The 22099-nt window shown below is 58.0% G+C and carries 19 protein-coding genes, 2 tRNA genes and 1 riboswitch; of the genes, 13 read left to right on the forward strand and 8 right to left on the reverse strand.

The genetic code is table 11. The annotated features are described in order from the left end of the window. Window positions 1-143 precede the first annotated feature (143 nt). Window positions 144-1184 (reverse strand): putative urea ABC transporter substrate-binding protein, encoded by a 1041-nt coding sequence (locus tag I6N98_RS14995; RefSeq protein ID WP_198569140.1) that lies wholly within the window; start codon window positions 1182-1184, stop codon window positions 144-146. Between the two features lie 63 nt (window positions 1185-1247). Then, window positions 1248-1468, reverse strand: a riboswitch (guanidine-I (ykkC/yxkD leader). Between the two features lie 401 nt (window positions 1469-1869). Between I6N98_RS14995 and I6N98_RS15000 the strand changes: the two genes are divergently transcribed. After that, entirely contained in the window at window positions 1870-3486 is a 1617-nt protein-coding gene (locus I6N98_RS15000) for an alkaline phosphatase family protein (protein WP_198569141.1), read from the forward strand. A 180-nt stretch (window positions 3487-3666) separates the two neighbouring features. Here the strand turns inward: I6N98_RS15000 and rhlB are convergent, their stop codons facing one another. The 7 genes from rhlB to I6N98_RS15035 form a co-directional block, all read right to left on the reverse strand. Continuing rightward, on the reverse strand, window positions 3667-4878 hold the full coding sequence (gene rhlB, locus I6N98_RS15005; protein ID WP_273475630.1) for an ATP-dependent RNA helicase RhlB: 1212 nt from the start codon (window positions 4876-4878) through the stop codon (window positions 3667-3669). A 309-nt stretch (window positions 4879-5187) separates the two neighbouring features. Beyond that, window positions 5188-5877: an HvfX family Cu-binding RiPP maturation protein gene (locus I6N98_RS15010; protein ID WP_198569142.1), complete on the reverse strand. Its 690-nt coding sequence runs from the start codon at window positions 5875-5877 to the stop codon at window positions 5188-5190. Window positions 5878-5952: 75 nt separating this feature from the next. After that, window positions 5953-6702 carry a HesA/MoeB/ThiF family protein gene (locus tag I6N98_RS15015; protein ID WP_198569143.1) on the reverse strand — a complete coding sequence of 250 codons (750 nt, stop codon included), beginning with the start codon at window positions 6700-6702 and terminating at the stop codon, window positions 5953-5955. After that, complete coding sequence (gene prmC / locus I6N98_RS15020) at window positions 6695-7555, reverse strand: peptide chain release factor N(5)-glutamine methyltransferase (protein WP_232787361.1); 861 nt, start codon at window positions 7553-7555, stop codon at window positions 6695-6697. Before prmC ends, I6N98_RS15015 begins: the two co-directional genes overlap by 8 nt. Window position 7556: 1 nt before the next feature. Next, the gene (gene prfA, locus I6N98_RS15025) at window positions 7557-8639 is read right to left on the reverse strand and encodes a peptide chain release factor 1 (protein ID WP_198569145.1); all 1083 of its coding nucleotides are present in this window, start codon (window positions 8637-8639) and stop codon (window positions 7557-7559) included. A gap of 77 nt (window positions 8640-8716) precedes the next feature. Then, window positions 8717-9988, reverse strand: a complete 1272-nt coding sequence (gene hemA, locus I6N98_RS15030; protein ID WP_198569146.1) for a glutamyl-tRNA reductase — start codon at window positions 9986-9988, stop codon at window positions 8717-8719. Beyond that, on the reverse strand, window positions 9985-10176 hold the full coding sequence (locus I6N98_RS15035; RefSeq protein ID WP_198569147.1) for a hypothetical protein: 192 nt from the start codon (window positions 10174-10176) through the stop codon (window positions 9985-9987). The genes hemA and I6N98_RS15035 overlap by 4 nt, the downstream gene beginning before the upstream one ends. Window positions 10177-10239: 63 nt before the next feature. On the opposite strand from I6N98_RS15035, the gene I6N98_RS15040 reads away from it, so the two are divergent. The 12 genes from I6N98_RS15040 to cmoB all read left to right on the forward strand — a co-directional run bounded on the left by I6N98_RS15040 (window position 10240) and on the right by cmoB (window position 22018). Continuing rightward, entirely contained in the window at window positions 10240-11970 is a 1731-nt protein-coding gene (locus I6N98_RS15040; RefSeq protein ID WP_198569148.1) for a tetratricopeptide repeat protein, read from the forward strand. After that, window positions 11963-12520, forward strand: coding sequence for a lipoprotein insertase outer membrane protein LolB (gene lolB, locus I6N98_RS15045; RefSeq protein ID WP_198569149.1), 558 nt, complete (start codon window positions 11963-11965; stop codon window positions 12518-12520). Before I6N98_RS15040 ends, lolB begins: the two co-directional genes overlap by 8 nt. Beyond that, window positions 12513-13376 (forward strand): 4-(cytidine 5'-diphospho)-2-C-methyl-D-erythritol kinase, encoded by an 864-nt coding sequence (gene ispE / locus I6N98_RS15050; protein WP_198569150.1) that lies wholly within the window; start codon window positions 12513-12515, stop codon window positions 13374-13376. The genes lolB and ispE overlap by 8 nt, the downstream gene beginning before the upstream one ends. A gap of 21 nt (window positions 13377-13397) precedes the next feature. Continuing rightward, a tRNA-Gln gene (locus I6N98_RS15055) sits at window positions 13398-13472 on the forward strand. A 149-nt stretch (window positions 13473-13621) separates the two neighbouring features. Further along, the gene (locus I6N98_RS15060; protein ID WP_198569151.1) at window positions 13622-14566 is read left to right on the forward strand and encodes a ribose-phosphate diphosphokinase; all 945 of its coding nucleotides are present in this window, start codon (window positions 13622-13624) and stop codon (window positions 14564-14566) included. Between the two features lie 89 nt (window positions 14567-14655). Next, the gene (locus tag I6N98_RS15065) at window positions 14656-15309 is read left to right on the forward strand and encodes a 50S ribosomal protein L25/general stress protein Ctc (RefSeq protein WP_198569152.1); all 654 of its coding nucleotides are present in this window, start codon (window positions 14656-14658) and stop codon (window positions 15307-15309) included. A gap of 20 nt (window positions 15310-15329) precedes the next feature. Next, window positions 15330-15947 carry an aminoacyl-tRNA hydrolase gene (gene pth, locus I6N98_RS15070; protein ID WP_198569153.1) on the forward strand — a complete coding sequence of 206 codons (618 nt, stop codon included), beginning with the start codon at window positions 15330-15332 and terminating at the stop codon, window positions 15945-15947. A gap of 4 nt (window positions 15948-15951) precedes the next feature. After that, a complete protein-coding gene (ychF, locus tag I6N98_RS15075) occupies window positions 15952-17043 on the forward strand; it encodes a redox-regulated ATPase YchF (RefSeq protein WP_198569154.1) in 1092 nt (363 codons plus the stop codon). Between the two features lie 101 nt (window positions 17044-17144). Further along, window positions 17145-17221 (forward strand) — tRNA-Met (locus I6N98_RS15080). A 511-nt stretch (window positions 17222-17732) separates the two neighbouring features. Further along, window positions 17733-20258 carry a hypothetical protein gene (locus I6N98_RS15085; RefSeq protein ID WP_198569155.1) on the forward strand — a complete coding sequence of 842 codons (2526 nt, stop codon included), beginning with the start codon at window positions 17733-17735 and terminating at the stop codon, window positions 20256-20258. 63 nt (window positions 20259-20321) lie between these two features. Then, entirely contained in the window at window positions 20322-21044 is a 723-nt protein-coding gene (gene cmoA / locus I6N98_RS15090) for a carboxy-S-adenosyl-L-methionine synthase CmoA (RefSeq protein ID WP_198569156.1), read from the forward strand. Then, a complete protein-coding gene (gene cmoB, locus I6N98_RS15095; protein WP_198569157.1) occupies window positions 21044-22018 on the forward strand; it encodes a tRNA 5-methoxyuridine(34)/uridine 5-oxyacetic acid(34) synthase CmoB in 975 nt (324 codons plus the stop codon). The genes cmoA and cmoB overlap by 1 nt, the downstream gene beginning before the upstream one ends. Window positions 22019-22099: the final 81 nt, after the last annotated feature.

Raw genomic sequence — 22099 nt, forward strand, 5'->3', positions numbered from 1 at the left:
GTTAAGAATGGAGGGCGTACCGCGTTGAGCCTGTAAGCCATGGTGTTGCCGTCGATATTCGGCGGACAAGTGATGCGATGTCCGCCCTACCGAACCGTAGGGCGGACATGGTTTTCATGTCCGCCGCCACCTTCCCGCAAGCCTTACAATTCGCCGTCGGCGGCCATCTGCATATAGCTGGGATCAAAGCGGAACTTGATATTGCCGGGGTTACCGAACACACCCGCCGGGGTTTCAATACCGATAAAGCCCGCATCCGGCGCACCTTCACCCAACAAGCCGTGGGCAAAAGAGAACTCCGCCACATTCTTCATAGTCTCTTTGAGCTGGGCACTGTTGGTGAATTTCACTGCGTCGGCGGGATCGTAAAACATCTCAGTGCTGGCCAATTGCGCTTCATAGCCAGCCAAATCAGTGCCGGAAGCCACACCCATTGCGGTGCGGGCAGCGATGCCTTTTTTGCCGCTGTCGCTCATGGTGGCCATGATCTCATACCAGGCGCCGGTCAGGGCCTTACCCAGTTTGGGATTGGCTTTCAGCGTCTCGGTGTTGATCACCAACAGGTCGATGATTTCACCGGGGATATCGGAGGAATCGAACACCTTGTTGGCGCCGGGCATTTCCAGGATTTCACTGAGCAGAGGATTCCAGGTCACCACTGAGGTCACACCAGCGGTGGGGAATACCGCCACCATATCGGCGTCAGAGGTATTCACTACTTTCACATCGGCCTCGCTCATGCCCACACTTTCCAAGCCACGAGCCAGTAAGTAGTGGGACACGCTCAGTTCAACCAGATTAACGGTTTGGCCTTTGATGTCTTTAAGGTCATCGTAGGCTTTGAGGACCACGCCGTCATTGCCGTTGGAAAAGTCCCCAACCACCAATGCGGTACTATCAACCCCACCCGCAGCGGGAATGGTCAATGCATCCATGTTGGTCATGGTGCAGGCGTCAAAGCCACCAGCCGTGTACTGGTTAATGGATTCGATATAGTCGTTGATTTGTACGACGTCGATCTCAATGCCGTATTTTTTAGCCCACTTGTCGACGATTTTTTGCTCGGCGCCGTAGCCCCAGGGCATCCAACCGACATAGATGGACCAACAGACTTTGAAGCTGTCTGCAGCATGAGTAAATGACGAAACTGTCAGGGTGAGTAGTAAAGCGGCCAATCGCTTCATCGCGAACCTCCAGCGGTTTTGTTACGCGGTTTATGGAGCACTCCTGGTGATAAATCACCGATCGTCTCCCGGGCTTTTGTCCCGCCGTGTAACCTTCCATCTGAACGTTGGCCTCACTGGCCCGCTAACTTGCGCTAGCTCGCTGATGTAAGCTGCCACCTCACTCTGTTTCTGAGAGGGGCGAAGGTCGAAAGCTCTCGGACCAGACATCGCATCGTGTTGCTTGCACTCGTATTGCTTTTACTCGTGCAACTTATGCGACCGGAACCCTAGCCTTCCATTTTTTGATTCGGCCAGGCTACCAAAGCCAAACTCGAATCACCGAATTGTATTGTGCGTCCTGAATCACCAGGAGTGCGGACAATAGCACTCATACAGATTCTATGCCAATCCCCGCTAATGGCGAGAATTGCCCTTTCTTCACCCACCCGGACAGGTAATCGCCCTTAAAATGCACCAATCGATCACCAAGCGCTCTTTTTTGGTGCAGGGATAGAAGTGCACTTGAGCTACCGCCACCGTGGCAGATTTGCCACGGCCCTGTAAGCTGGAGTCAGAAAGCTGGGGTCAGGAAGCTGGAGTCAGTAAGCTACCACTACGTTACAGGCTTGATAGACCGATACCGGCTGTTGTTATTTACAGCGTTTGTTATTTGCTGCATTCGTCCTGACTAAAGGGAACACTCATGCTCTACTGGCGCCACCTGCTTATCACCTTTCTGTGCTGTCTTGCCGTTGGCGGCTGTCAAAAATCACCGAAGGCTTCGAAACCGCCCCCTAGCTACCTTCAGGCCCCCATCGTGCAGCACACTCGACAAAATCCCTGGTACACAGAGGCAGAGAAACGCCTTGAGCAGCACCCCGCTGCACACCGCGAAAAGCGCGGCGGCGCCAGGAATATCGTGCTTTTTGTGGGTGACGGCATGGGGATTTCCACCCTCACCGCCGCGCGGATTTTCCAGGGGCAGCAGCTGGGAAACTCCGGCGAGGAAAACCGCCTGAGCTTTGAGGACTTCCCCTATACCGGGTTAATCAAGACCTACAACGTCAACGCCCAAACCCCGGACTCCGCCGGCACCATGAGCGCCATTGTCTCCGGAGTTAAAACCGACGCCGGGGTGCTGGCTGTGGACGAACACGTTGAGCGCGGCGACTGCGCCAGTCAGTCAGGCAGGGAAGTGATCAGTGCTCTGGAGCTGGCGGAACTGGCAGGCCAGGCCACAGGTATTGTCACCACAGCACGGATCACCCATGCCACCCCCGCCGCCACCTACGCCAAATCGGTTGATCGCAATTGGGAGAATGACAGCGCGCTGAGCGATGCAGCGCGACAGAGCGGCTGCGAGGACATTGCCATGCAGCTGGTCAATTTTCAGGAAAGGTTACGTAGCCGCTACCCCGGCGCAAGCGGCGATGGGATCGACGTGATTATGGGGGGCGGACGACGCAATTTTCTGCCAGCTCATCCCGCATTTAACTCTGTCGACACGCCAGAGGGCGAGGTCGAAGGCTTACGATCAGACGGCTATGACTTAACCGCCCAGTGGCAACAGAGCTACCCCAAGGGTCGCTATGTAATCGATGCGGAAGGTTTGGCAACAGTAGACCCCGGCACGGAGAAATTATTGGGCTTATTTGAGCCTTCACATATGCACTACGAAGCGGACCGGTCCAATGACCTGGCCGGGGAGCCGTCCCTGGCCGATATGACTGAAAAGGCAATTAGCCTGCTACGCAATAAACCAGAGGGCTTCTTTCTGATGGTTGAGGCGGGGCGTATTGACCACGCCCACCACGCCGGTAATGCCTACAACGCCCTCAGCGATACGGTGGCACTCAGCGACGCGGTGGCCAGGGCGCTGGCCATGACCGACGAGAAAGACACCTTAATTCTGGTGACCGCGGACCACAGTCATGTCTTCACCATGGCGGGCTACCCCAAGCGTGGCAACCCCATACTGGGCAAGGTGGTGGCCCCCAACAGCGAGCAGCCGACATTGGCGGCGGACGGGCAACCTTACACCACTCTGGGCTATGCCAATGGCGCGGGCTTCGACGCTAGCGATCGTACTGATGGCAGTCGCAGCAGCGAGATTCAAGCTGGTAGATACGACTTGTCCGAGGTGGATACCCAAGCGCCGGGCTTTCATCAGGAAGCCTTGGTACCGCTGAATTCTGAAACCCACGGTGGCGAGGACGTAGCCTTGTTTGCCCGCGGCCCCGGAGCGGCCCTGGCCAGCGGCAACCACGAGCAGAACATGATCTTTCACATTATGAATTATGCGGCGGGGTGGTTGCCGTAGGGCGGCCATCGCCGATTATGTCCGCCACCACCACGGTGGGGATGGCGGACACAAAAGCGGCGTCCGTCGGGCCGGGAAAGCAAATTCGGCTACGCGTAGGGCGTACATCGCCTTTCATGTACGCCGCATCAAGCAGTGGCGGGAACGGCGGACAGGTAAATCGCTGTCCGTCCTACGGGCCTATGACAACAAATCGGCGGGCGGCTGTTCGCAGGGCAGTTTCATGCCCAATTCGGTTTCAATGGCCGGCAGCAAAAAGGCATCATCCTCGCAGGCGAAGCTGATGGAGGTGCCGGTGGCACCGGCGCGCCCGGTACGGCCGATGCGGTGAACGTAGTCATCGGGGTCTTCGGGCAGGGTGTAGTTCACGACGTGGCTGATGCCATCGACGTGAATCCCCCGCCCCGCTACATCGGTGGCCACCAGGCACTGGATGCGACTGTCTTTAAAATCCTGAAGGGTACGGGAGCGTTTGTTCTGGGGAATCTCCCCCGACAAAATGCCGCAGCTCACCCCGGCCTTGCGCAAGCGCTCGTGGAGGCGCCGCACTTCATCCCGGCGGTTGGCAAAAATAATCACGCTCTGAGCATCCGGCTGGCGGACAATATTGAGCAAGCAGCGGAATTTATCCTGGGACTCGATCAGGTACACCTTCTGATCCACCGAGTCTGTGGCCACATGCTCGGGCTCGATTTCAATCCGCACTGGCTCGTAGGTCCACTGATCAGTAAGGCGGATAATATCTTCCGTGAAGGTGGCACTAAACAGCAGAGTCTGGCGGTGGGTTTTTCGGGGCGTTTGCCGCACGATGCGCTTCACCTGGGGAATAAAGCCCATATCCAGCATGCGGTCGGCTTCGTCAATGACCAGCACCTCAACCTGATCCAGATAGAGATCCCGGCGGCCGGTAAAGTCCAGCAGGCGTCCCGGCGTGGCCACCACGATATCCACCAAACCGCTGTTGAGGCGCTCAAGCTGCTTTTGGTAATCCATGCCGCCAATCAGGGTCGAGACATTGAGGCCACAGTACTTGCCCAATTGTTTGGCGTCATCGCCTATCTGCACGACCAGCTCACGGGTGGGAGCAATAACCAGTGCTCGAGGCTCGCCGGCAAAGCGCTCCTCTTCAACCGGATTGCTTAACAGATCGTTAAAAATGGTGACCAGGAAGGCGGCGGTTTTACCGGTACCGGTTTGCGCTTTACCGATAACATCGTTGCCGCGAAGGGTGTGGGGCAAGGACGCCGCCTGAATGGGCGAGCAGTATTGAAAACCGGCGTCGGCAATGCCGTGCATTAGGCGCTCATCGAGGCCGAGATCGTGAAAGCGGGTTTTGCCGGCTTCCTCTGGTACTTGAAACTGGTCCAAACTCCAGTTGGCATGCTGATCCATTGCGGTACCGTTCTTTTTGGTGTTTTTAGTGCGGCGCTGGCGGCCACTGCGGCCCCCACCGTTGCCGCGATTCGATTCATTGTCTTTGGCAGACGCACCGCTGTTATTGTCGGCGCGCTTATTCTGGGACGCGGGGCCGGCAGCCTGGGTTTCCGCCGGCGACTTGCCTGATGAGGCACGTTGTTGAGTGTTGTCTTGGGACTCTTCTTTGGAATTAAACAGCTTGCTTAGCAAAATGGTTTCGTCTCAGATTGAACAATAATCCGCCATTCTAACACCAATACGCGCCACATCACCCGCACTGCGGTATTACGGATTGTTGACCTGTGCCTGCCGCCATTTCTCCTGGGTCAATTTATCCCGGGCCTGGCGATCGAGGTAGTAGTCGACACTGAAAAACCGGCCGCCGCCGGTGAATACCAAACTGAGCAGCATAATAAAGTAGGTGGCTGCAAACTCGATACCGTTGTTGAGTACCACAAACTGCCCCCGCTCAGTTAGCCACGGATAGTGGCCGTGCTCTTGGAGAAGTTGCCGTGCCCGCTCCAGTCGCTTCCCGACCTCTACGCTGTTTTCCAAGCTGTCCCGGGCTGCCGGGATGCCGACATCCGCCAGCGGCTTGGCGGTGCTGGTGGCAGGGTCAGAAGGGGCCACCGCAAACCAGCCGTTGTCCCAGTGTACGGTCCAGGCCGCCACCGCCATGGTCACCAGCAGTGGAATTGCCGCCCAGCGTACCGCAAACCCAAACAACAGCAGGAAGCCGCCCACCAGTTCGGTATAGGTGGCCAGTAGTGCGGCGATATCGGCATAGGGCAAACCCAGCCCCTGCTCAAACCACAACGTGGTTTGTTCCAGGTGGCGCAGTTTGTAAAGCCCGGCGGCTATCATGATCGGCGCCAGGTAGAGTCGTATCAGCAGCGGCGCCAAGCCACTCAAGTAATCGAGCAAACCAAAAAGACCGTCGTGTAAACCGTAATAGGCCCGCAATAGCAGCGTCATCCCCCACCCCCGCGTTGTCGTTTTCAGTGCTGTGCACACACCTGCTCCTGAGCGAGGCGTGTGTGCACTATGCCACTATCGCGGACAGCTGCAAACGGGACACTGTGGATCGGGCGACAGGCCCAGGGTGCGAAACTCCATGGCAAAGGCATCGATAATCAGCAGCCGGCCACACAGTAAGTCGCCAGCCCCGGTCAGGCACTTTAGCGCCTCGGTAGCCTGAAGGCTGCCCACCATCCCCACCAGTGGCGATAGCACGCCACTCTCGGAGCAATTCAGCGCGGCATCGTCGCCATCGTGGTAGAGGCAGCGATAGCAGGGGCTATCCTCGCGCCGGAAGTCATAAACCGATAGCTGCCCCTCCCCGCGAATTGCAGCGCCGGACACCAGCGGCACCCCGGCGCGGTAGCAGGCCTCGTTGAGGGCAAAGCGGGTAGCAAAGTTATCGCTGGCATCCACCACCACATCTACCGCCGCCACAGCGCTGCCCAGCGAGTCCCCTTCCAGCCGCCGCGGGTAACGACGCAGGCGAATATCCGGGTTGAGTTGGCGGGCAGTGTCGGCGGCGGAGTCCACCTTGGGGCGGCCAATATCACTGTCGCCGTGGGCAATTTGCCGTTGCAGGTTGCTGAGGTCGACCAGGTCATCGTCGGCCAGATGGAGTTCACCCACCCCCGCTGCAGCCAGGTACATTGCCACTGGGCAACCCAAGCCCCCGAGCCCAACAACCAATACCTTGCCGGCCAGCAAGGCCTGCTGGCCGCCGACGTCGATCTCAGGCAGCAAAATATGACGGCTGTAACGCAGTAATTGTTGATCATCCATTGCGCGGCTGCTCCGACTCTGCGGGCCATTGGCCCCAGCTCATTCGTTGATTGCCACCGTAATCGTCGCCGCTGGCCACCGCAAGGTAACCCCGCTGCGTCAGCAACTCACGCACCGCCGAGCCCTGTTCAAAACCGTGTTCCAGCAGCAGCCAGCCGCCGGGAAGTAAATAGTCGGGCGCGGTATCGATAATGTGCTGCAGATCGGCCAGGCCGTTTTGCTGGGCGACTAAGGCCGAGCTGGGTTCAAAACGCAGATCGCCCTGGCCGAGGTGAGGGTCGTCAGCGGCAATGTAAGGGGGGTTACTGACGATCAGCGCAAAGCGCTGGGCCGTCAGTCCATCAAACCAGTTGGCTTGCAGAAACGCGACGTTGGCAATGGCCAGTTGCTGAGCATTGGCCTGGGCCAGCGCCACCGCCGCCGGCTTTACATCGCTGCCTGTCACTCGCCAATGGGGACGTTCACTGGCCAGGGCCAGGGCAATGGCCCCGGTACCGGTGCCCAAGTCCAGCACCCGATGAGCGGGTTCAGCATCCACTAGCAACAGAGCTTGCTCTACCACGCACTCGGTGTCGGGACGGGGAATCAGTGTATCGGCAGAAACCTGCAAAGATAGCGACCAGAACTCCCGGTAACCCAGCAAGTAGGCAACCGGCTCGCCCCGTTGACGCCGCTCCATTAGCGCCCGAAATTGCTCACCCTGGGTTTCGGACAGTGTTTTCTCCGGCCAGGTGTAAAGATAACTGCGGGGCTGTTGCAGGCAATGACAGAGCAATAGCGCGGTATCCAGCTGGGCTGAGTCGCTTTCCGTCAGCGCGGTGTGGCTGCGCAGAGCCTCGGCGATGGTGAGCACATCAATCCGCCAATGCCGCCAGCAGGTCTGCCTGGTATTCCTGACGCAGGGGGCCAACCACCTGGTCGACGTCGCCCTGCACAAACTCATCCAGCTTATAGAGCGTCAGGTTAATACGGTGATCAGTCACCCGCCCCTGAGGGAAGTTATAGGTGCGAATACGTTCAGAGCGGTCACCACTGCCCACCAGGTTGCGGCGCTGATCGGCCTGGGCCTGCTGTTGCTGGCTGACCTGCGCGTCATTGAGCTTGGCCGCCAGCAGCGACATGGCCCGGGCGCGGTTTTTGTGTTGGGAGCGCTCATCCTGGCACTCCACCACTACCCCTGTGGGCAAGTGGGTAATACGGATCGCCGAGTCGGTTTTGTTAACGTGCTGACCACCGGCACCACTGGCACGGAAGGTATCGATGCGCAGATCCGCCTTGTTGATCTCCACCTCATCCTGCTCGTCGGGCTCGGGCATGACCGCCACAGTACAGGCTGAGGTGTGAATGCGGCCCTGGGATTCGGTTTCCGGCACCCGTTGCACCCGGTGGGCACCGGACTCAAACTTGAGATGACCGTAGACCTCGTTGCCAGCCACCCGGCTAATCACTTCTTTATAGCCACCGTGCTCACCGGGGCGCTCACTGAGGATTTCCACCTTCCAGCCCTTGTTTTCGGCATAGCGGCTGTACATGCGGAACAGGTCACCGGCGAAGATCGCCGCTTCGTCGCCACCGGTGCCGGCGCGGATCTCCAGAAACACGTTGTGGGAGTCGTTGGGGTCCCGGGGCAACAACAAGACCTGAAGTTCGGCCTCCAGCTCTTCTATCTTCTGCTCGCCGTCGGCGACCTCCTCCTCTGCCATGGCGCGCATATCGGCATCGTCTTCCGACAGCATGGCCCGGGCTTCCTCAAGGTCTTCCTGTACCTGGCGGTAACGACCGTAGCTCTCCACCACCGGCTCGATTTCGGCGTATTCCTTGGACAGATTCCGAAAGCGATCCTGATCGGCAATGATGTCGGGATCACTGAGAAGCGCGCCGATTTCTTCGTAGCGGTCGAGCAGGTTGTCCAGTTTGCTGAGCAGGGAGGCCTTCATAGTATCCTAGGGTAGTCGTGTTCTAAGGTGTTATTGCAACGGGGTGTGGCAGTAGAGGGCGCAGAGTATACACCCCTTCAGCGGTCGTCGTCCTTGAGTTGAAACAGCTCCCGAGCCCAGTTGACCAAATCGCTGCGACCCTTGGCTCCCGCTTCTTTTATTTGTGTGGTGGGGCTATGCAGCAATTTATTGGTCAGCCCCTTGGCCAGCTGCTCCAACACCTTTTCGGCGGAATCGCCCCGGGACAATTGCCGCAGCGCCCGTTCTAGCTCAGCGTCGCGGAGCTGCTCAGCCATGGCGCGGTACTCTTTAACAGTATCCACCGCGTCCAGCGATCGCAGCTGTGCTTCCCAGTCCACCACCGCATCGAGAATAATCTGGTCGGCCTTGCGGGCTTCATCCTGGCGGGTCCGTTTGTTCTGCTCGACAATTTCCCGCAGATCATCCACCGAATAGAGGTAGACGTCAGACAGATCGGCGACCTGGGGCTCAATATCCCGGGGGACGGCAATATCCACCATCACCACCGGTCGATGCTTGCGCTTTTTAAGGGCGCTTTCCACCGCCCCCTTGCCCAGAATCGGTAGCTGGCTGGCCGTGGAGGCAACCACGATATCGGCATCGACCAGGTACTGGGGAATATCCGACAGCAGCACCGCTTCGGCCTGGAGCTGCTCGCCAAGCAGCCGGGCCCGCTCGAGGGTCCGGTTGGCGATAACAATACGTTTGATGCCTTTTTCACGGAGATGTAGCGCCACCAGCTCTATGGTTTCACCGGCGCCAATTAACAGCGCGGTGCACTGGCTAAGTTTGCTAAATACATGCTGGGTGAGATTGACCGCGGCATAGGCCACCGATACCGGATTTTCGCCAATCGCGGTGTCGGTGCGGACTTTTTTGGCCACCCCAAACACCTGGGAAAAAACCCGGTGCATCATGCGCTGGGCGGTACCGGCATCCACCGCCTGGGAAAAGGCAGACTTCATTTGGCCGAGGATCTGCGGCTCACCCAACACCATGGAATCCAGGCCAGAGGCCACCTGCATCATGTGGTTAAGCGCTTCCCGCCCCTGATAGCAGTAGCTGCAGCTTTCCAGCTCGGCTTCATCTACATGGTGGTAGCTTGCCAGCCACTCTCGCAAAGCCTCGGCCATCTGCGACGCGTCGTCCTCTCCCACACCATAGATCTCGGTGCGATTGCAGGTAGACAATATCGCCACTTCCGGCACACCGGCGCGGGTCACCGCATCCTGCAATGCCACGTGCATCTGCTCCGGCACGAAGGCAACGCGCTCTCGCAGTTCCAGCGGTGCGGAATTGTGGTTGATGCCAAATACGATTACGTTCATTGAACAGCAGAGCGCCTGACTGTGGTCGCAGCCTGGCGGCCGGTATTTAAGACCAACCAGGAAAATTCCGGATTCCAATTCACCATGGCCAGCAGCTCGCTGCTTTTGCTAAACGAGGCCAACGGTAAAAACTGGGCGAATTCTAGCAAGTTGCGTGCAAAAAGTGCATTTTCTGCGGCGCCAATCATTATCCGGCACCGCTCAAAAGTCATGTTAAGATGGCCCGATAGTGACTTGAATGACGGTATCGAATGCGCTTTTTTGCTGTTCTGCCAATCGTGGCTTCCCTGGTCCTGAGCGCCTGTGCAGCGCTCAACGACTCCGCCCCTCAATCTTCTGCCGACGCCCCCGCCTCCTACTCTGCCGCCAAGGCGGCGGCACCTGTACCCAGCCGCCCCTTTCCCGACGATGCCTTCAGCGACCTACTGGTCGCAGAGATGGCAATGCGGAATCAAGACCTGCAAACCGCGCTAGCTAAATACCAGCAGCAGGCCGACATCACCGGCGATACCGGTGTGATCGCCACCACGGCGCGCCTGGCTCAGTTTCTGCGGGACAATGAGACCACTGAGAAATACGCTCGGCAGTGGCTACAACGGGAACCGGACAACCCCGAAATCCACTTTGTGCTGGCCACCGCCCTGTCCCGGCAGCAAAAACCTCTGGCCGCTCTGCCCCATATGACTCGGGTGCTAGAACTGGGCGGCGATGCCAATTTTGCCGCACTGGCAGCGGCCGCATTGTCACGCCCCGAGCAGCAGCTCGAGGACTTTCGCCTGCAGCTCGACGGCATCGCTAAGCGCTACCCCCACGACAACTCGGTGCGCATCGCACGGGCGCTGATCTTTCAATATCAACAACAAGAAGAAAAAGCCCTGAAACTGGTCCGCCAAGTGCTGGACGAGGATCCGGATAATGCCCACGCATTGTTGATCGAAACCCGCACCCTAAAACAGTTGGGGCGGGATGGCGAAGCGATCGACCGCATGAAGCATGCGGTGGACCAAAACCCCAGTAACAAACGGCTGCGTCACGACCTGGCCCGATCTCTGGTCAAGACCGATCTCTACCAAGCCAAAGCCCAGTACGAGGTGCTCAGCCGGCAGTTTCCCGGCGACACCGACGTACTATTGGAACTGATGCTGGTCAACCGGGAGCTGGACCGTTTTGACGAGGCGGAAGAACAGTTGCGCCAGCTGATTGCCAGCGAAGATCAAAGCAGTCGCGCCCACTTTGTACTGGGCCGACTCGCCGAGGAGGATCGCGACTGGCAGACAGCGCTTGAGCACTACCAAGCCGCCAGTTATGGCGAAGAGTTCGATCGCGCCGTCCGCCGTCTGGCAGCCCTGAGCGCCGCGGAGGAAAGCACTGATCGCGCTTTGGCGCGGCTGGCCGCACTGCGCGAGGACCTGCCCCAACATGCCGTCACGCTGTACCTGCTGGAGGCTGAGTTACTGCGCACATCTGCCCAGCCACAGCGCGGCTTTGACCTTTTAAGCGATGCCCTGGCAGAGCACCCCGACGATGAAGGACTGCGATACGCCCGTTCGCTGTTTGCGGAAAAGCTGGGCAATATCGAGGTTGTAGAGAACGATCTTCGCCACATTCTCAAACGCGATCCCAACAATGCCGCAGCCCTCAACGCACTGGGCTATACCCTGGCCAACCTCACATCCCGGCTGGACGAAGCCGAGCAGTTGGTAAAACGCGCACTGCAACAGGAACCGGATGACCCGGCTATTATCGACAGCTACGGCTGGATACTGCTGCTCAAAGGGCAAGTCGAAGAGGCGGTGACGTGGCTGGAAAAGGCCTTTGCTCAGACCCAGGATCACGAAATTGCCGCCCACCTGGGAGAGGCACTGTGGCAAGCGGGCGATCAACAGCGCGCCAAATCCGTGTGGAAGCAGGGCCTGGAACACACCCCCAACAGCCCGATCATCTACGACACCCTGCGCCGATTGAAGTTGATGAATGACTAGATCCACCCTTGCCGCCATTCTTGCAGCGCTCCTGGTCAGCGCCTGCGCCACCATTCCCCCCAGCACCGGCAAAGACTACTGGCGCATGCAGGGCAAAATCGGTGTGTGGTACAAGGACCAGCGCGAAAGCGGCACCCTCGACTGGAATCAGTGTGGTTCCCGCTACTTTGCCATAGCCCTGCGGGGGCCGGCCGGCATTGGCGGCATCGATATACGCTACGGACCCGACGGCGCGACGCTGGAGCAAGGCGGCGAAGAGCAGCGCGCCCCCGACGCTGAAACACTGGCGGCACGCAGTGGTTGGCCCATTCCGGTGGACTCTCTGCGTTACTGGTTGCGGGGGCGCGCCAATCCCGGCTTTCCTCAACAAAGCCAATTGTCCCCCGAGGGCAAACTGGAGTTGCTGCAACAGAGCGGTTGGCGCATCCAGTACAGCGACTACGCCGAGAACTCAGGCCTGCCAACCCGCCTGGAAGCCCGGCGCGACTCAAAGCGGATAAAAATCATCGTCTGGGAGTGGAGCTCAGAAGCCAACTGCCATCATGACTGATTTTTCGACAAGCGCCGACACCTTGGTGGTGCCCTGCCCGGCGAAGATTAATCTCTTCCTTCATATATTGGGTCGTCTGCCCAATGGCTACCATCAATTACAGACGGTTTTCCAACTCTTGGATTACGGCGACACGCTCACGGTGCGCCAACGCCAGGATAGTCAACTGACCCTGAGCCCCGATCTGGCTGATGTCGACAACAAGGACAATCTAGTACTCCGCGCTGCCATAGCTCTGCGTCGGTTCGCCGGCTACCAGGGGGGCGCCGACCTGTATTTGGAAAAACGCCTGCCGATAGGTGGCGGTATTGGCGGCGGTAGTTCAGACGCCGCCAGCACCCTGCTCGCCCTCAACCAGTTGTGGCAGCTCAATTTGTCGCTGGACACCCTGGCTTCCATAGGCCAACAACTGGGGGCCGATGTGCCGGTCTTTGTGCATGGCGCCACCGCCTGGGCCGAGGGCACCGGTGAGAAACTCACTCCACTTTCTATACCCTCTAAGTGGTATCTGGTACTGCGCCCCAATTGCTTTGTCTCCACTGGGGAAATTTTTTCCCATCAACAATTGACACGTCAGGACGCACCCATCAAAATAGCGGCCTTTCTTGAGGGGGGTACGGGAAATAGCTGCCAACCATTGGTTCGCAAGCTCTATCCCGAAGTCGATAAGGCCTTGATTTGGCTCGACAAATTCTCACCCGCGATGCTGACTGGCACCGGATCATGTGTGTTCGCCAGCTTCGACAACGAAGACGCGGCCCGCGCTGTCTTAGCCCAACGCCCCGAGGGGACAGAGGGTTTTGTGGCCAGAGGAGTTGACCTTTCTCCTGCTCACACAGCACTGGGCATCGCCTGAACAGATTTGAAAAGTTACCACTGGGGTGTCGCCAAGCGGCAAGGCACTGGGTTTTGATCCCAGCATTCAGAGGTTCGAATCCTCTCACCCCAGCCATTTTTCGCGAGGCCAGAAACGGCCGCGCAAACGGGTCCCGAAGTCGGCAGCCAAGCCCAGTGGCGCTGCCACCTTTAACAGGCCCAAGGCCTAAAAATAGGCCACAAGTCATCGATACCCCGCATTCACAGCCCGACAGGACCCCGACCATGCACAACATGATGGTCTTCACCGGCAATGCCAACCCCGAATTGTCCACTAAGGTGGCCAAGAATCTGAACCTACCGCTGGGCGACGCCACGGTCAGCCAATTCAGTGACGGCGAGGTGTTTGTCGAGATCAACGATAACGTCCGCGGTGCGGATGTGTTTATCATCCAGCCGACCTGCGCCCCCACCAACGACAACATCATGGAATTGGTGGTCATGGCTGACGCCATGCGCCGGGCCTCAGCCGGCCGCATCACCGCCGTTGTCCCCTATTTTGGCTACGCACGTCAGGATCGCCGGGTGCGCTCCCAGCGGGTGCCGATTTCTGCCAAGGTTGTGGCCGACATTATGAGCGGCGTCGGGATCGACCGGGTACTGACCGTAGACCTCCACGCCGAGCAGATTCAGGGCTTCTTTGATGTACCGGTAGACAATGTCTACGGCTCGCCAATTTTGCTGGACGACATCAGCCGCCAGCAGTACGACAACCAAATGGTAGTGTCCCCCGACATCGGCGGCGTAGTCCGGGCCCGCGCGGTAGCCAAACAACTCAACGACGCCGACCTGGCTATTATCGACAAACGCCGCCCCAAAGCAGGCGTTGCGCAGGTCATGCACATCATCGGCGAAGTGGAAGGTAAAACCTGTATTCTGGTGGACGACATGGTGGATACCGCCGGCACACTGTGCAAGGCCGCCGGCGCGCTGAAGGCCAATGGCGCAGCAAAAGTTGTCGCTTACTGTACACATCCTGTATTATCCGGGCCCGCCGTTGACAACATCAACGCTTCTGAGCTGGACGAGCTGGTGGTGACTGACACCATTCCGCTGTCCGAAGCCGCGAGTCAATGTGCACGAATTCGACAGCTCACGCTGTCTAACCTGCTGGCCGAGTCGATTCGACGGGTCAGCAATGAAGAGTCGATCAGCGCCCTGTTCCGGTAATACTTACCTGCACAAATAGGCTAATCGATAACTGTACCGCCAAACTGGTCGCAAGTTTGGCGGTTTTTTCGCTTATATAGGAGACAATCATGTCCAGCGAATATACTGTCAGCGCCAAAGCGCGTACTGACGTGGGGAAAGGTGCGAGCCGCCGCCTGCGTCGTGAAGCTGCCGAAGTTCCCGGCATCGTTTACGGTGGTAACAAAGAGCCACAGATGATCAGCATCCCCCACAAGGATCTGACCTGGTTCCTCAGTGACGAGGCTTTCTTTTCCTCAGTGCTGAACCTGGAAATCGATGGCAAAGGTGAGTCCGTGGTCATCAAGGACCTGCACCGCCACCCCGCTAAAAACCAGCTGCTGCACGCCGACTTCATGCGGGTCAGCGCCGATACCAAGATCACTCTGCACGTGCCCCTGCACTTCCTAAACGAGGAAGCCTGTGTGGGCGTGAAAATGCAGGGCGGCAAGATCACCCACGCCATGACTGAAGTGGAAGTAGCCTGTCTGCCAAAAGATCTGCCCGAGTACATTGAAGTGGATATGCTGGACGTCGAAGTTGGCACCATCCTGCACATCTCGGACCTCAAACTACCCGAAGGCGTCGAAAGCACTGCGCTGCAGCTCGGTGAAGACCACGACCAGGCAATCTGCTCCGTGCAAACTCCCCGTGGCGGCTCCTCCGATGACGACGAGGCAGAAACCAGCGAAGACGGTGACAGCGGCGACGCCGAAGAGTCCTAAACCCAGCAGCAGGCGCCACATTGGATACGATCAAACTGATAGTCGGCCTGGCCAATCCGGGCCCGCAGTATCAGGAGACACGTCACAATGCCGGCGCCTGGCTGGTATCCGAGCTGGCTCGCCAACAAGGCGAGTCACTCACTCCCGAGTCGCGCTTTTTTGGCGACACGGCACGCATATTCCTCAATGGCCAGGACATTCGCCTTCTAATCCCCGCGACCTTTATGAACCGCAGCGGACAGGCTATCTCTGCTCTTGCAAATTTTTACAAGATTTCCCCCGCTTCAATCCTGGTGGTTCACGACGAGCTAGACCTGCCTCCCGGTGTTGCCCGTTTTAAAAAAGGCGGCGGTCACGGTGGCCACAATGGCCTGCGGGACACCATCAGCAAACTCGGTAATGACGCCGGCTTTTACCGCCTGCGGGTGGGCATTGGTCACCCAGGCAGCGCCGCACAAGTTACCGGCTACGTGCTGGGCAAACCCAGCCCCGAGGATCGTCGGGCCATCGATGATGTCATTGACGAAGCACTCCGCGCCCTGCCCACCGCCGCCAGCGGCGACTGGCCCCGGGCCATGAACCAACTGCACAGCTATCAGTCAGCCAACAGCGCGGCTGCGGACAAAAAAGGGTACTAGAGATATGGGTTTCAATTGTGGCATCGTCGGCCTGCCCAACGTCGGCAAATCAACGTTGTTCAACGCACTGACCGAAGCCGGTATCGACGCAGAAAACTTCCCCTTCTGCACCATTGAACCTAATGCCGGCATCGTGCCGGTACCCGACCTGCGCCTTAAAGCCCTGGCAGACATCGTCTCCCCGGAGAAGGTCATCCCCGCCACCATGGAGTTCGTCGACATCGCCGGACTGGTGGCAGGCGCCTCCAAAGGCGAAGGGCTGGGCAACAAATTCCTGGCCAATATCCGCGAAACCGACGCTATCGCTCACGTGGTTCGCTGCTTTGACAACGACAACGTGATCCACGTGGCCAATAAAGTCGACCCAGTGGCCGATATCGACGTTATCAATACCGAGCTGGCCCTCGCCGATCTGGAAAGCGTGGAAAAGCAACTACAAAAAGTCACCCGCACCGCCAAGAGTGGCGATAAAGAGGCCATTGCCGCCAAAGCCCTGCTGGAGAAACTGCAATCGCATCTGGATAGCGGCTCACCGCTGCGCTCATTGGCTCTGAGTGAAGACGAACAACGCCAAGTCTCACAGCTGCAACTGCTTACCACCAAGCCCACCATGTACATTGCCAACGTCAACGAAGACGGCTTTGACAACAACCCCCACCTGGACGCCGTGCGCGCCATCGCCGAGGGCGAAAATGCCATTGTGGTGCCGATCTGCAATAAGTTGGAAGCCGAAATCGCCGAGCTGGAAGACGAAGAAAAAGATGAATTCCTGGCCGAACTGGGCATGGAAGAAGCAGGGCTGGATAAAGTGATTCGCGCCGGCTACGACCTGCTGGGCCTGCACACCTACTTCACTGCAGGCGTCAAAGAAGTCCGCGCCTGGACGATTCCTCTGGGCGCCACCGCCCCGCAAGCAGCTGGAAAAATTCACACCGATTTTGAAAAAGGCTTCATTCGCGCCGAAGTCATTGGCTACGACGACTTCATTGCCTACAAAGGCGAGCAAGGCGCCAAAGATGCCGGCAAATGGCGACTGGAAGGCAAAGACTACATCGTCAAAGATGGCGACGTGGTGCACTTCCGCTTCAACGTCTAAGTGCCCCGCCCAGGCGCCTGGCCAGAGACTTGACAAGCTCTCGGTAAGCCGGGAAAATGCGCGCCTTCTCCGAAACCCTGCCTGGGGTTTCAGCTAGAAATGGCAAGGTAGCTCAGTTGGTTAGAGCACAACACTCATAATGTTGGGGTCGGCGGTTCGAATCCGCCCCTTGCTACCATTTCTTTGTATCACTACCCCAACCAAAACACTTCAGCTCGAGTCAGCCAACACCCCAAAAAGTGTCGGGGCGGGTGAGAAGCGCCGCTGCGGTTCGATAAAATGCGCCGCATTTTAGACGCCGAAGCAACGCGTAGGCGCCCGAAGGGACAAAACAGGCCCTAGCCTGGTTTGACCCATCCGCCCGATAAGCCGCCTTTCACACCCAAAGGCCCGTCGGCAAAGCACTCCAAAGCACCCTATCTTCGGAAACTACTTGTATTCAATTTCAGGCTTCGACTGCTAAGCTCAAGCCCAAATCGCAGCCGCCTCATAGCCGATGGTTTTACCAGCTACTCCCGACTAGAGGGCATTAGTTCCAATCTGGCAGCAAAGTAGGCTAGTATTCTTTAAATCTGAGTGCGTTACCGCGCCAAGCTAAGGCGCTATGTAAGCGAGGCCCTGATAGGAACGGGTGCCAGTTTACCGATAAAGCGCACCCTATCTGCAACGATAATTAGAGGAAGAGGGTTATGAAGCTTCTGCTACGCGCCAGCCTGCTGGCCACGGCGAGTGTCATGTTTGCTGGTTGCGGCGGTGGAGATAGCGGAGGCCCGAGCCTCACTCCGGGAGAGGGCGGCCCCAACACTGGCGGCGACCAAGAGGTGATCAGCGCAGGCTTGGCTCAGGGTGCTGGCTTTAGTCAGGAACTTATCGGCACCGCCGCTGATTCTCTAGAGCTAGGCGATTCAACGCTACTGACTGTCAATTTGGCCCGCCTCAACACGACATCCGGCGCTTTCACCTTAATCGCGGAAGAAGCCAGTGTCAGCTTCAGCTCAAACTGCAGCAACTCCAGTCAGTCGGACATCACTCCAGCAACGTCGACCAGCGACACCGGTCAGTTTACTGCCACTTATACAGCAGCAGGATGCAGCGGCGACGACCTGATCACCGCCACCATCAGCTATGAAGGCGTAAGCTATAGCGCCAGCACGACCATTACCACCAATAATTTCGACGTCCGCTTCGGTAACTTTGTCGACGGCACCTTTGTCGAAGGCGCAATCACCAACACACCGCAAACTACATTGAGCGCGGGTGATACTGCTCAACTCAGCGTGCGGTTTGTCGACCAAGACAACGCGCCGTTTACTGGCGCAACTGACGTATTCTTTAGTTCAACCTGTCTCAACAACGGTCTGTCGGAAATCGACCCGGCGATCGTCACCAATAACAACGGTACGATCCTGGCCACTTATACCGCACGCGGCTGTGACGGTCAGGATACAGTGACAGCAACCACCAGTGCCGGCGGCAATACCCTGACCGCCACCGTTGACCTCACCACCGAACAGCCGCCTCTGGGTGCACTGCAGTTTGTTTCCGCCGAGCCCGAGATTCTGCAACTCAAGGGCACAGAAGGTGCCGTAGACATTAGCAATGACGGCAGAGATATTGGCCCACAGTCTACTGTGACCTTCAGAGTGACCAGCGACAATGGCGAACCGCTACCTAACCAGCGCGTTGATTTTGAGCTTGTCACTGGTGATAGCGGTGCCAGTAACGATGGCAGCGATGCTTACCTGAGCCGCTATACCGACTTCACCGATGTCGACGGTCAGGTGAGCACAGTGGTTAACCCCGGCACCACTGCCACGCCGCTGCGGGTACGGGCCACAGCAGAGCGCAACGATGTCGATATCTCTGCGGTTTCCAGCCGCCTGGTGGCAACTACCGGCATTCCCGACCAAGACAGCTTCTCGCTGAGCGTCTCCACCTTCAATATTGACGGCTGGGCTTACGAGGGCATCGAGACTGAAATCACCATTCGCGCCGCCGACCGCTTCAACAACCCGGTGCCCAATGGCACCGCACTGGTGTTCTGGGCAGAAGGCGCGTCCATTGAACCCAGCTGTGTAACCCAAGGCGGCGCCTGTAGCGTTACGCTGACCTCTCAAGATCCTCGCCCCGAAACCGGTCGCGTGACGGTATTGGCCAGGGCAATCGGCGAGGAGTCCTTCACCGATGCCAGCCCCACCAATGGTCGCTATGACGACGGTGAAGTCTTTGACGATCTCGCCGAACCCTTTATGGATAACAACGAGAACTGCGAGTACGACGCGAATGTCGAGGAGTTCGCCGACTTCAACAATGACAACGCTCGCAATGAAGCCAACGGTCTCTACGACGGTCTGCTGTGCACCAAAAACGGTGTTAACAACAACTGTAATCCCAACTCGGAAACGATTTTCACCAGCGCCAGCACGGTGATCGTGCTGTCGGGCTCCACTGACTTGAGTGTCGAGGCCTATCTTGCCGACGATTTCAGTATTGATCCGGTTATAGGATGTGGCGGCGACGCTGAAAATAGCGGTACATGGCTGAATGCCTCCACGTTAAGTGAAGTGGTGTTGGATTGCCCTCAAACCATCACAGTCGGTGTTGAAGATGCCCGTGGCCAAGTCCCCCCAGCCGGTACAACATTGAGCGTAGCCAGTGATCAAGGCGATTTGGTGGGCCCCACCGAGTACACCATGGCATCAACCAATAGCTATGGCCCCTGGGTGGAATCCTTCTTTTTGAACCCCGCTGACGAAGGCGGCGATGGCGTGTTCGAAGTTACCGTCGCCACTCCAAACACGGAAGGCGGCGGTGTCACGACCTATACCCGACTGATCTCAGTGATACAGCGCAGCGTCGGCATTACTCTCGAGCAACCGGAAACCGACGACGAACTTCAGATCGACTCGGTGGAAGGCGGCTCCTTCCAGCTCAAAATCGAAGAGCTGAATGAGCTGGGACTGCCAGCGGGCACGACGATCACGCTGTCTACAACGCGGGGGTCCATCACCAGCGCGACAAGCATTACCTTGGATTCGGACCTGCTGGGCAGCCGTCGCGAGCAAATCGACTTTGCGCCTACAGGCGCCCCCGGCTTCGGTTTCTTGACCGTGACCGTAACCACCCCGATCGCCGATGGCTGCAACGCTGCTAAAAGCTACGTCAGCGAATTCGAGTTTGAGGAAGTGGTCGCCGAGGAAGAAGAAGCGCCCTGATATTTATCTCTTAACCCGCGCTTGAAAGCGCGCCTCTGTGCTGCGTCATGGTAAAATTCCGCCATGACGCAGCGCGACACTCTCTACAGCACGCCCCGCCCCGCCATCGACCGCTTTGCCTTTGACGAGCAAGTGGTGGATGTCTTTCCGGATATGATTCAACGCTCGGTGCCGGGCTACGCCACCATTATCGCCATGACTGGCATTCTCGCCGGGCGCTACGCCCAGCCCCACTCTCGTTGCTATGATTTGGGCTGCTCCCTGGGGGCTAGCTCATTGTCGATGGCCCAGCATATCGATGTGGAAGCTGTGGAGATTATTGGTGTGGACAACTCGCCGGCGATGATCGAACGCTGCAGCGAACGCGCCAAACAACACAGCACACCGTTAACACTGCGCTGCGAGTCCATCCAGGACACCGAACTGAGCAAGGCCTCGGTGGTAGTGCTTAACTTCACTTTGCAGTTTGTACCCGAAGCTGACCGTGCCGCGCTTCTTCAGCGTATCGGCAAGGCCATGCAGCCAGGCGGAATATTGGTACTATCGGAAAAAATCCGCTTTGCCGACCCACACCTGCAGGAACTCAATACCCAGCTTCACCACGAGTTCAAACGTGCCAATGGCTACTCCGACATGGAAATTGCTCAAAAGCGATCAGCACTGGAGCAGGTGCTAATCCCTGAAACCCTGGACAGTCATCGCCAACGACTTAAAGGCGCGGGTTTTGCCAGCATCGATGTGTGGTTCCAGTGCTTTAACTTTGCCTCACTGGTTGCGATCAAGTAATGCCGATTAGAGACTTTCACCCCTTCCTTAAACTGCTGGCCGAGTCGGGATTTGAAGACTGGGCCGATGCCCTTCCCGGCCAAATCGATGCCGGTCTCAGCGAGGCCCGTTACGGCGATCTGCCCCGCTGGCGGGATGCAGTCTCCGCACTTCCCGATCTGTCCCCCACAACCATCGCTCTCAATCAAAGCCGGGTTGGCGCTGACGGGCCAATCACCACCGAACAGCAACAGGCATTGCAGCACACCCTGATGCAACTGCATCCCTGGCGAAAAGGGCCTTTTGAACTGTTTGGAGTGCACATTGACACCGAGTGGCGCTCGGACTGGAAATGGGACCGCCTGGAGAGCGCCATATCTCCCCTGCAGGGTCGCAACGTGCTGGACGTAGGCTGTGGCAGCGGCTACCACTGCTGGCGCATGCGCGGCGCGGGTGCGGCTCTGGTGGCTGGAATCGACCCCACACCGCTATTTGTGATGCAGTATTTTGCTTTGCAACGCTACATCAACGACCCCGCCGTCGCCGTGCTGCCGATGGGTATTGAGCACCTGCCCGAAAAAATGCGGCGCTTCGATACCGTATTCTCCATGGGCATTTTGTACCACCGCCGCTCCCCTTTCGATCACTTGCTCGCTCTGCGAGACGCATTGAGAAGCGGTGGCGAACTGGTGTTGGAGACCCTGGTTATCGAGCAGGCCCAGGGCGACTGTTTGGTGCCCAAGGGACGTTACAGCAAGATGGGCAATGTCTGGTTTATTCCCAGCCCCGAGAGCCTGACGATCTGGCTGGAAAAAGTCGGCTTCAAGCACATCCGAGTGGTAGACGTCAGCACGACGACCACCGAGGAGCAGCGCCGCACAGAATGGATGCGATTTCACTCCCTGGAGCAGTTTCTTGACCCTGAAGATCCGTCCCGCACAGTGGAAGGCTACCCCGCGCCCCGACGCGCCATTCTGATCGCAGAGGCGCCTTAATCACCCAGCACAAGGCTCTGCGCCATATAAGGTACAGCGGCCAAAGCTTTAAGCTCATCACAAAAATAATAAAGCTACCGT

The organism is Spongiibacter nanhainus, from assembly GCF_016132545.1.
Lineage (GTDB): Bacteria > Pseudomonadota > Gammaproteobacteria > Pseudomonadales > Spongiibacteraceae > Spongiibacter > Spongiibacter nanhainus.

Excerpts from the sequence above, each read along its gene's own strand:
- cmoA (WP_198569156.1), top strand. The coding sequence starts at position 20,322 with ATGACGCAGCGCGACACTCTCTACAGCACGCCCCGCCCCGCCATCGAC.
- I6N98_RS15040 (WP_198569148.1), top strand. The coding sequence starts at position 10,240 with ATGCGCTTTTTTGCTGTTCTGCCAATCGTGGCTTCCCTGGTCCTGAGC.
- I6N98_RS14995 (WP_198569140.1), bottom strand. The coding sequence starts at position 1,184 with ATGAAGCGATTGGCCGCTTTACTACTCACCCTGACAGTTTCGTCATTT.
- I6N98_RS15035 (WP_198569147.1), bottom strand. The coding sequence starts at position 10,176 with ATGATTGGCGCCGCAGAAAATGCACTTTTTGCACGCAACTTGCTAGAA.
- cmoB (WP_198569157.1), top strand. The coding sequence starts at position 21,044 with ATGCCGATTAGAGACTTTCACCCCTTCCTTAAACTGCTGGCCGAGTCG.
- I6N98_RS15015 (WP_198569143.1), bottom strand. The coding sequence starts at position 6,702 with ATGGATGATCAACAATTACTGCGTTACAGCCGTCATATTTTGCTGCCT.
- I6N98_RS15010 (WP_198569142.1), bottom strand. The coding sequence starts at position 5,877 with ATGACGCTGCTATTGCGGGCCTATTACGGTTTACACGACGGTCTTTTT.
- I6N98_RS15060 (WP_198569151.1), top strand. The coding sequence starts at position 13,622 with ATGCACAACATGATGGTCTTCACCGGCAATGCCAACCCCGAATTGTCC.
- lolB (WP_198569149.1), top strand. The coding sequence starts at position 11,963 with ATGACTAGATCCACCCTTGCCGCCATTCTTGCAGCGCTCCTGGTCAGC.
- rhlB (WP_273475630.1), bottom strand. The coding sequence starts at position 4,878 with ATGGATCAGCATGCCAACTGGAGTTTGGACCAGTTTCAAGTACCAGAG.
- ychF (WP_198569154.1), top strand. The coding sequence starts at position 15,952 with ATGGGTTTCAATTGTGGCATCGTCGGCCTGCCCAACGTCGGCAAATCA.
- prfA (WP_198569145.1), bottom strand. The coding sequence starts at position 8,639 with ATGAAGGCCTCCCTGCTCAGCAAACTGGACAACCTGCTCGACCGCTAC.
- hemA (WP_198569146.1), bottom strand. The coding sequence starts at position 9,988 with ATGAACGTAATCGTATTTGGCATCAACCACAATTCCGCACCGCTGGAA.
- I6N98_RS15085 (WP_198569155.1), top strand. The coding sequence starts at position 17,733 with ATGAAGCTTCTGCTACGCGCCAGCCTGCTGGCCACGGCGAGTGTCATG.
- ispE (WP_198569150.1), top strand. The coding sequence starts at position 12,513 with ATGACTGATTTTTCGACAAGCGCCGACACCTTGGTGGTGCCCTGCCCG.
- I6N98_RS15000 (WP_198569141.1), top strand. The coding sequence starts at position 1,870 with ATGCTCTACTGGCGCCACCTGCTTATCACCTTTCTGTGCTGTCTTGCC.
- I6N98_RS15065 (WP_198569152.1), top strand. The coding sequence starts at position 14,656 with ATGTCCAGCGAATATACTGTCAGCGCCAAAGCGCGTACTGACGTGGGG.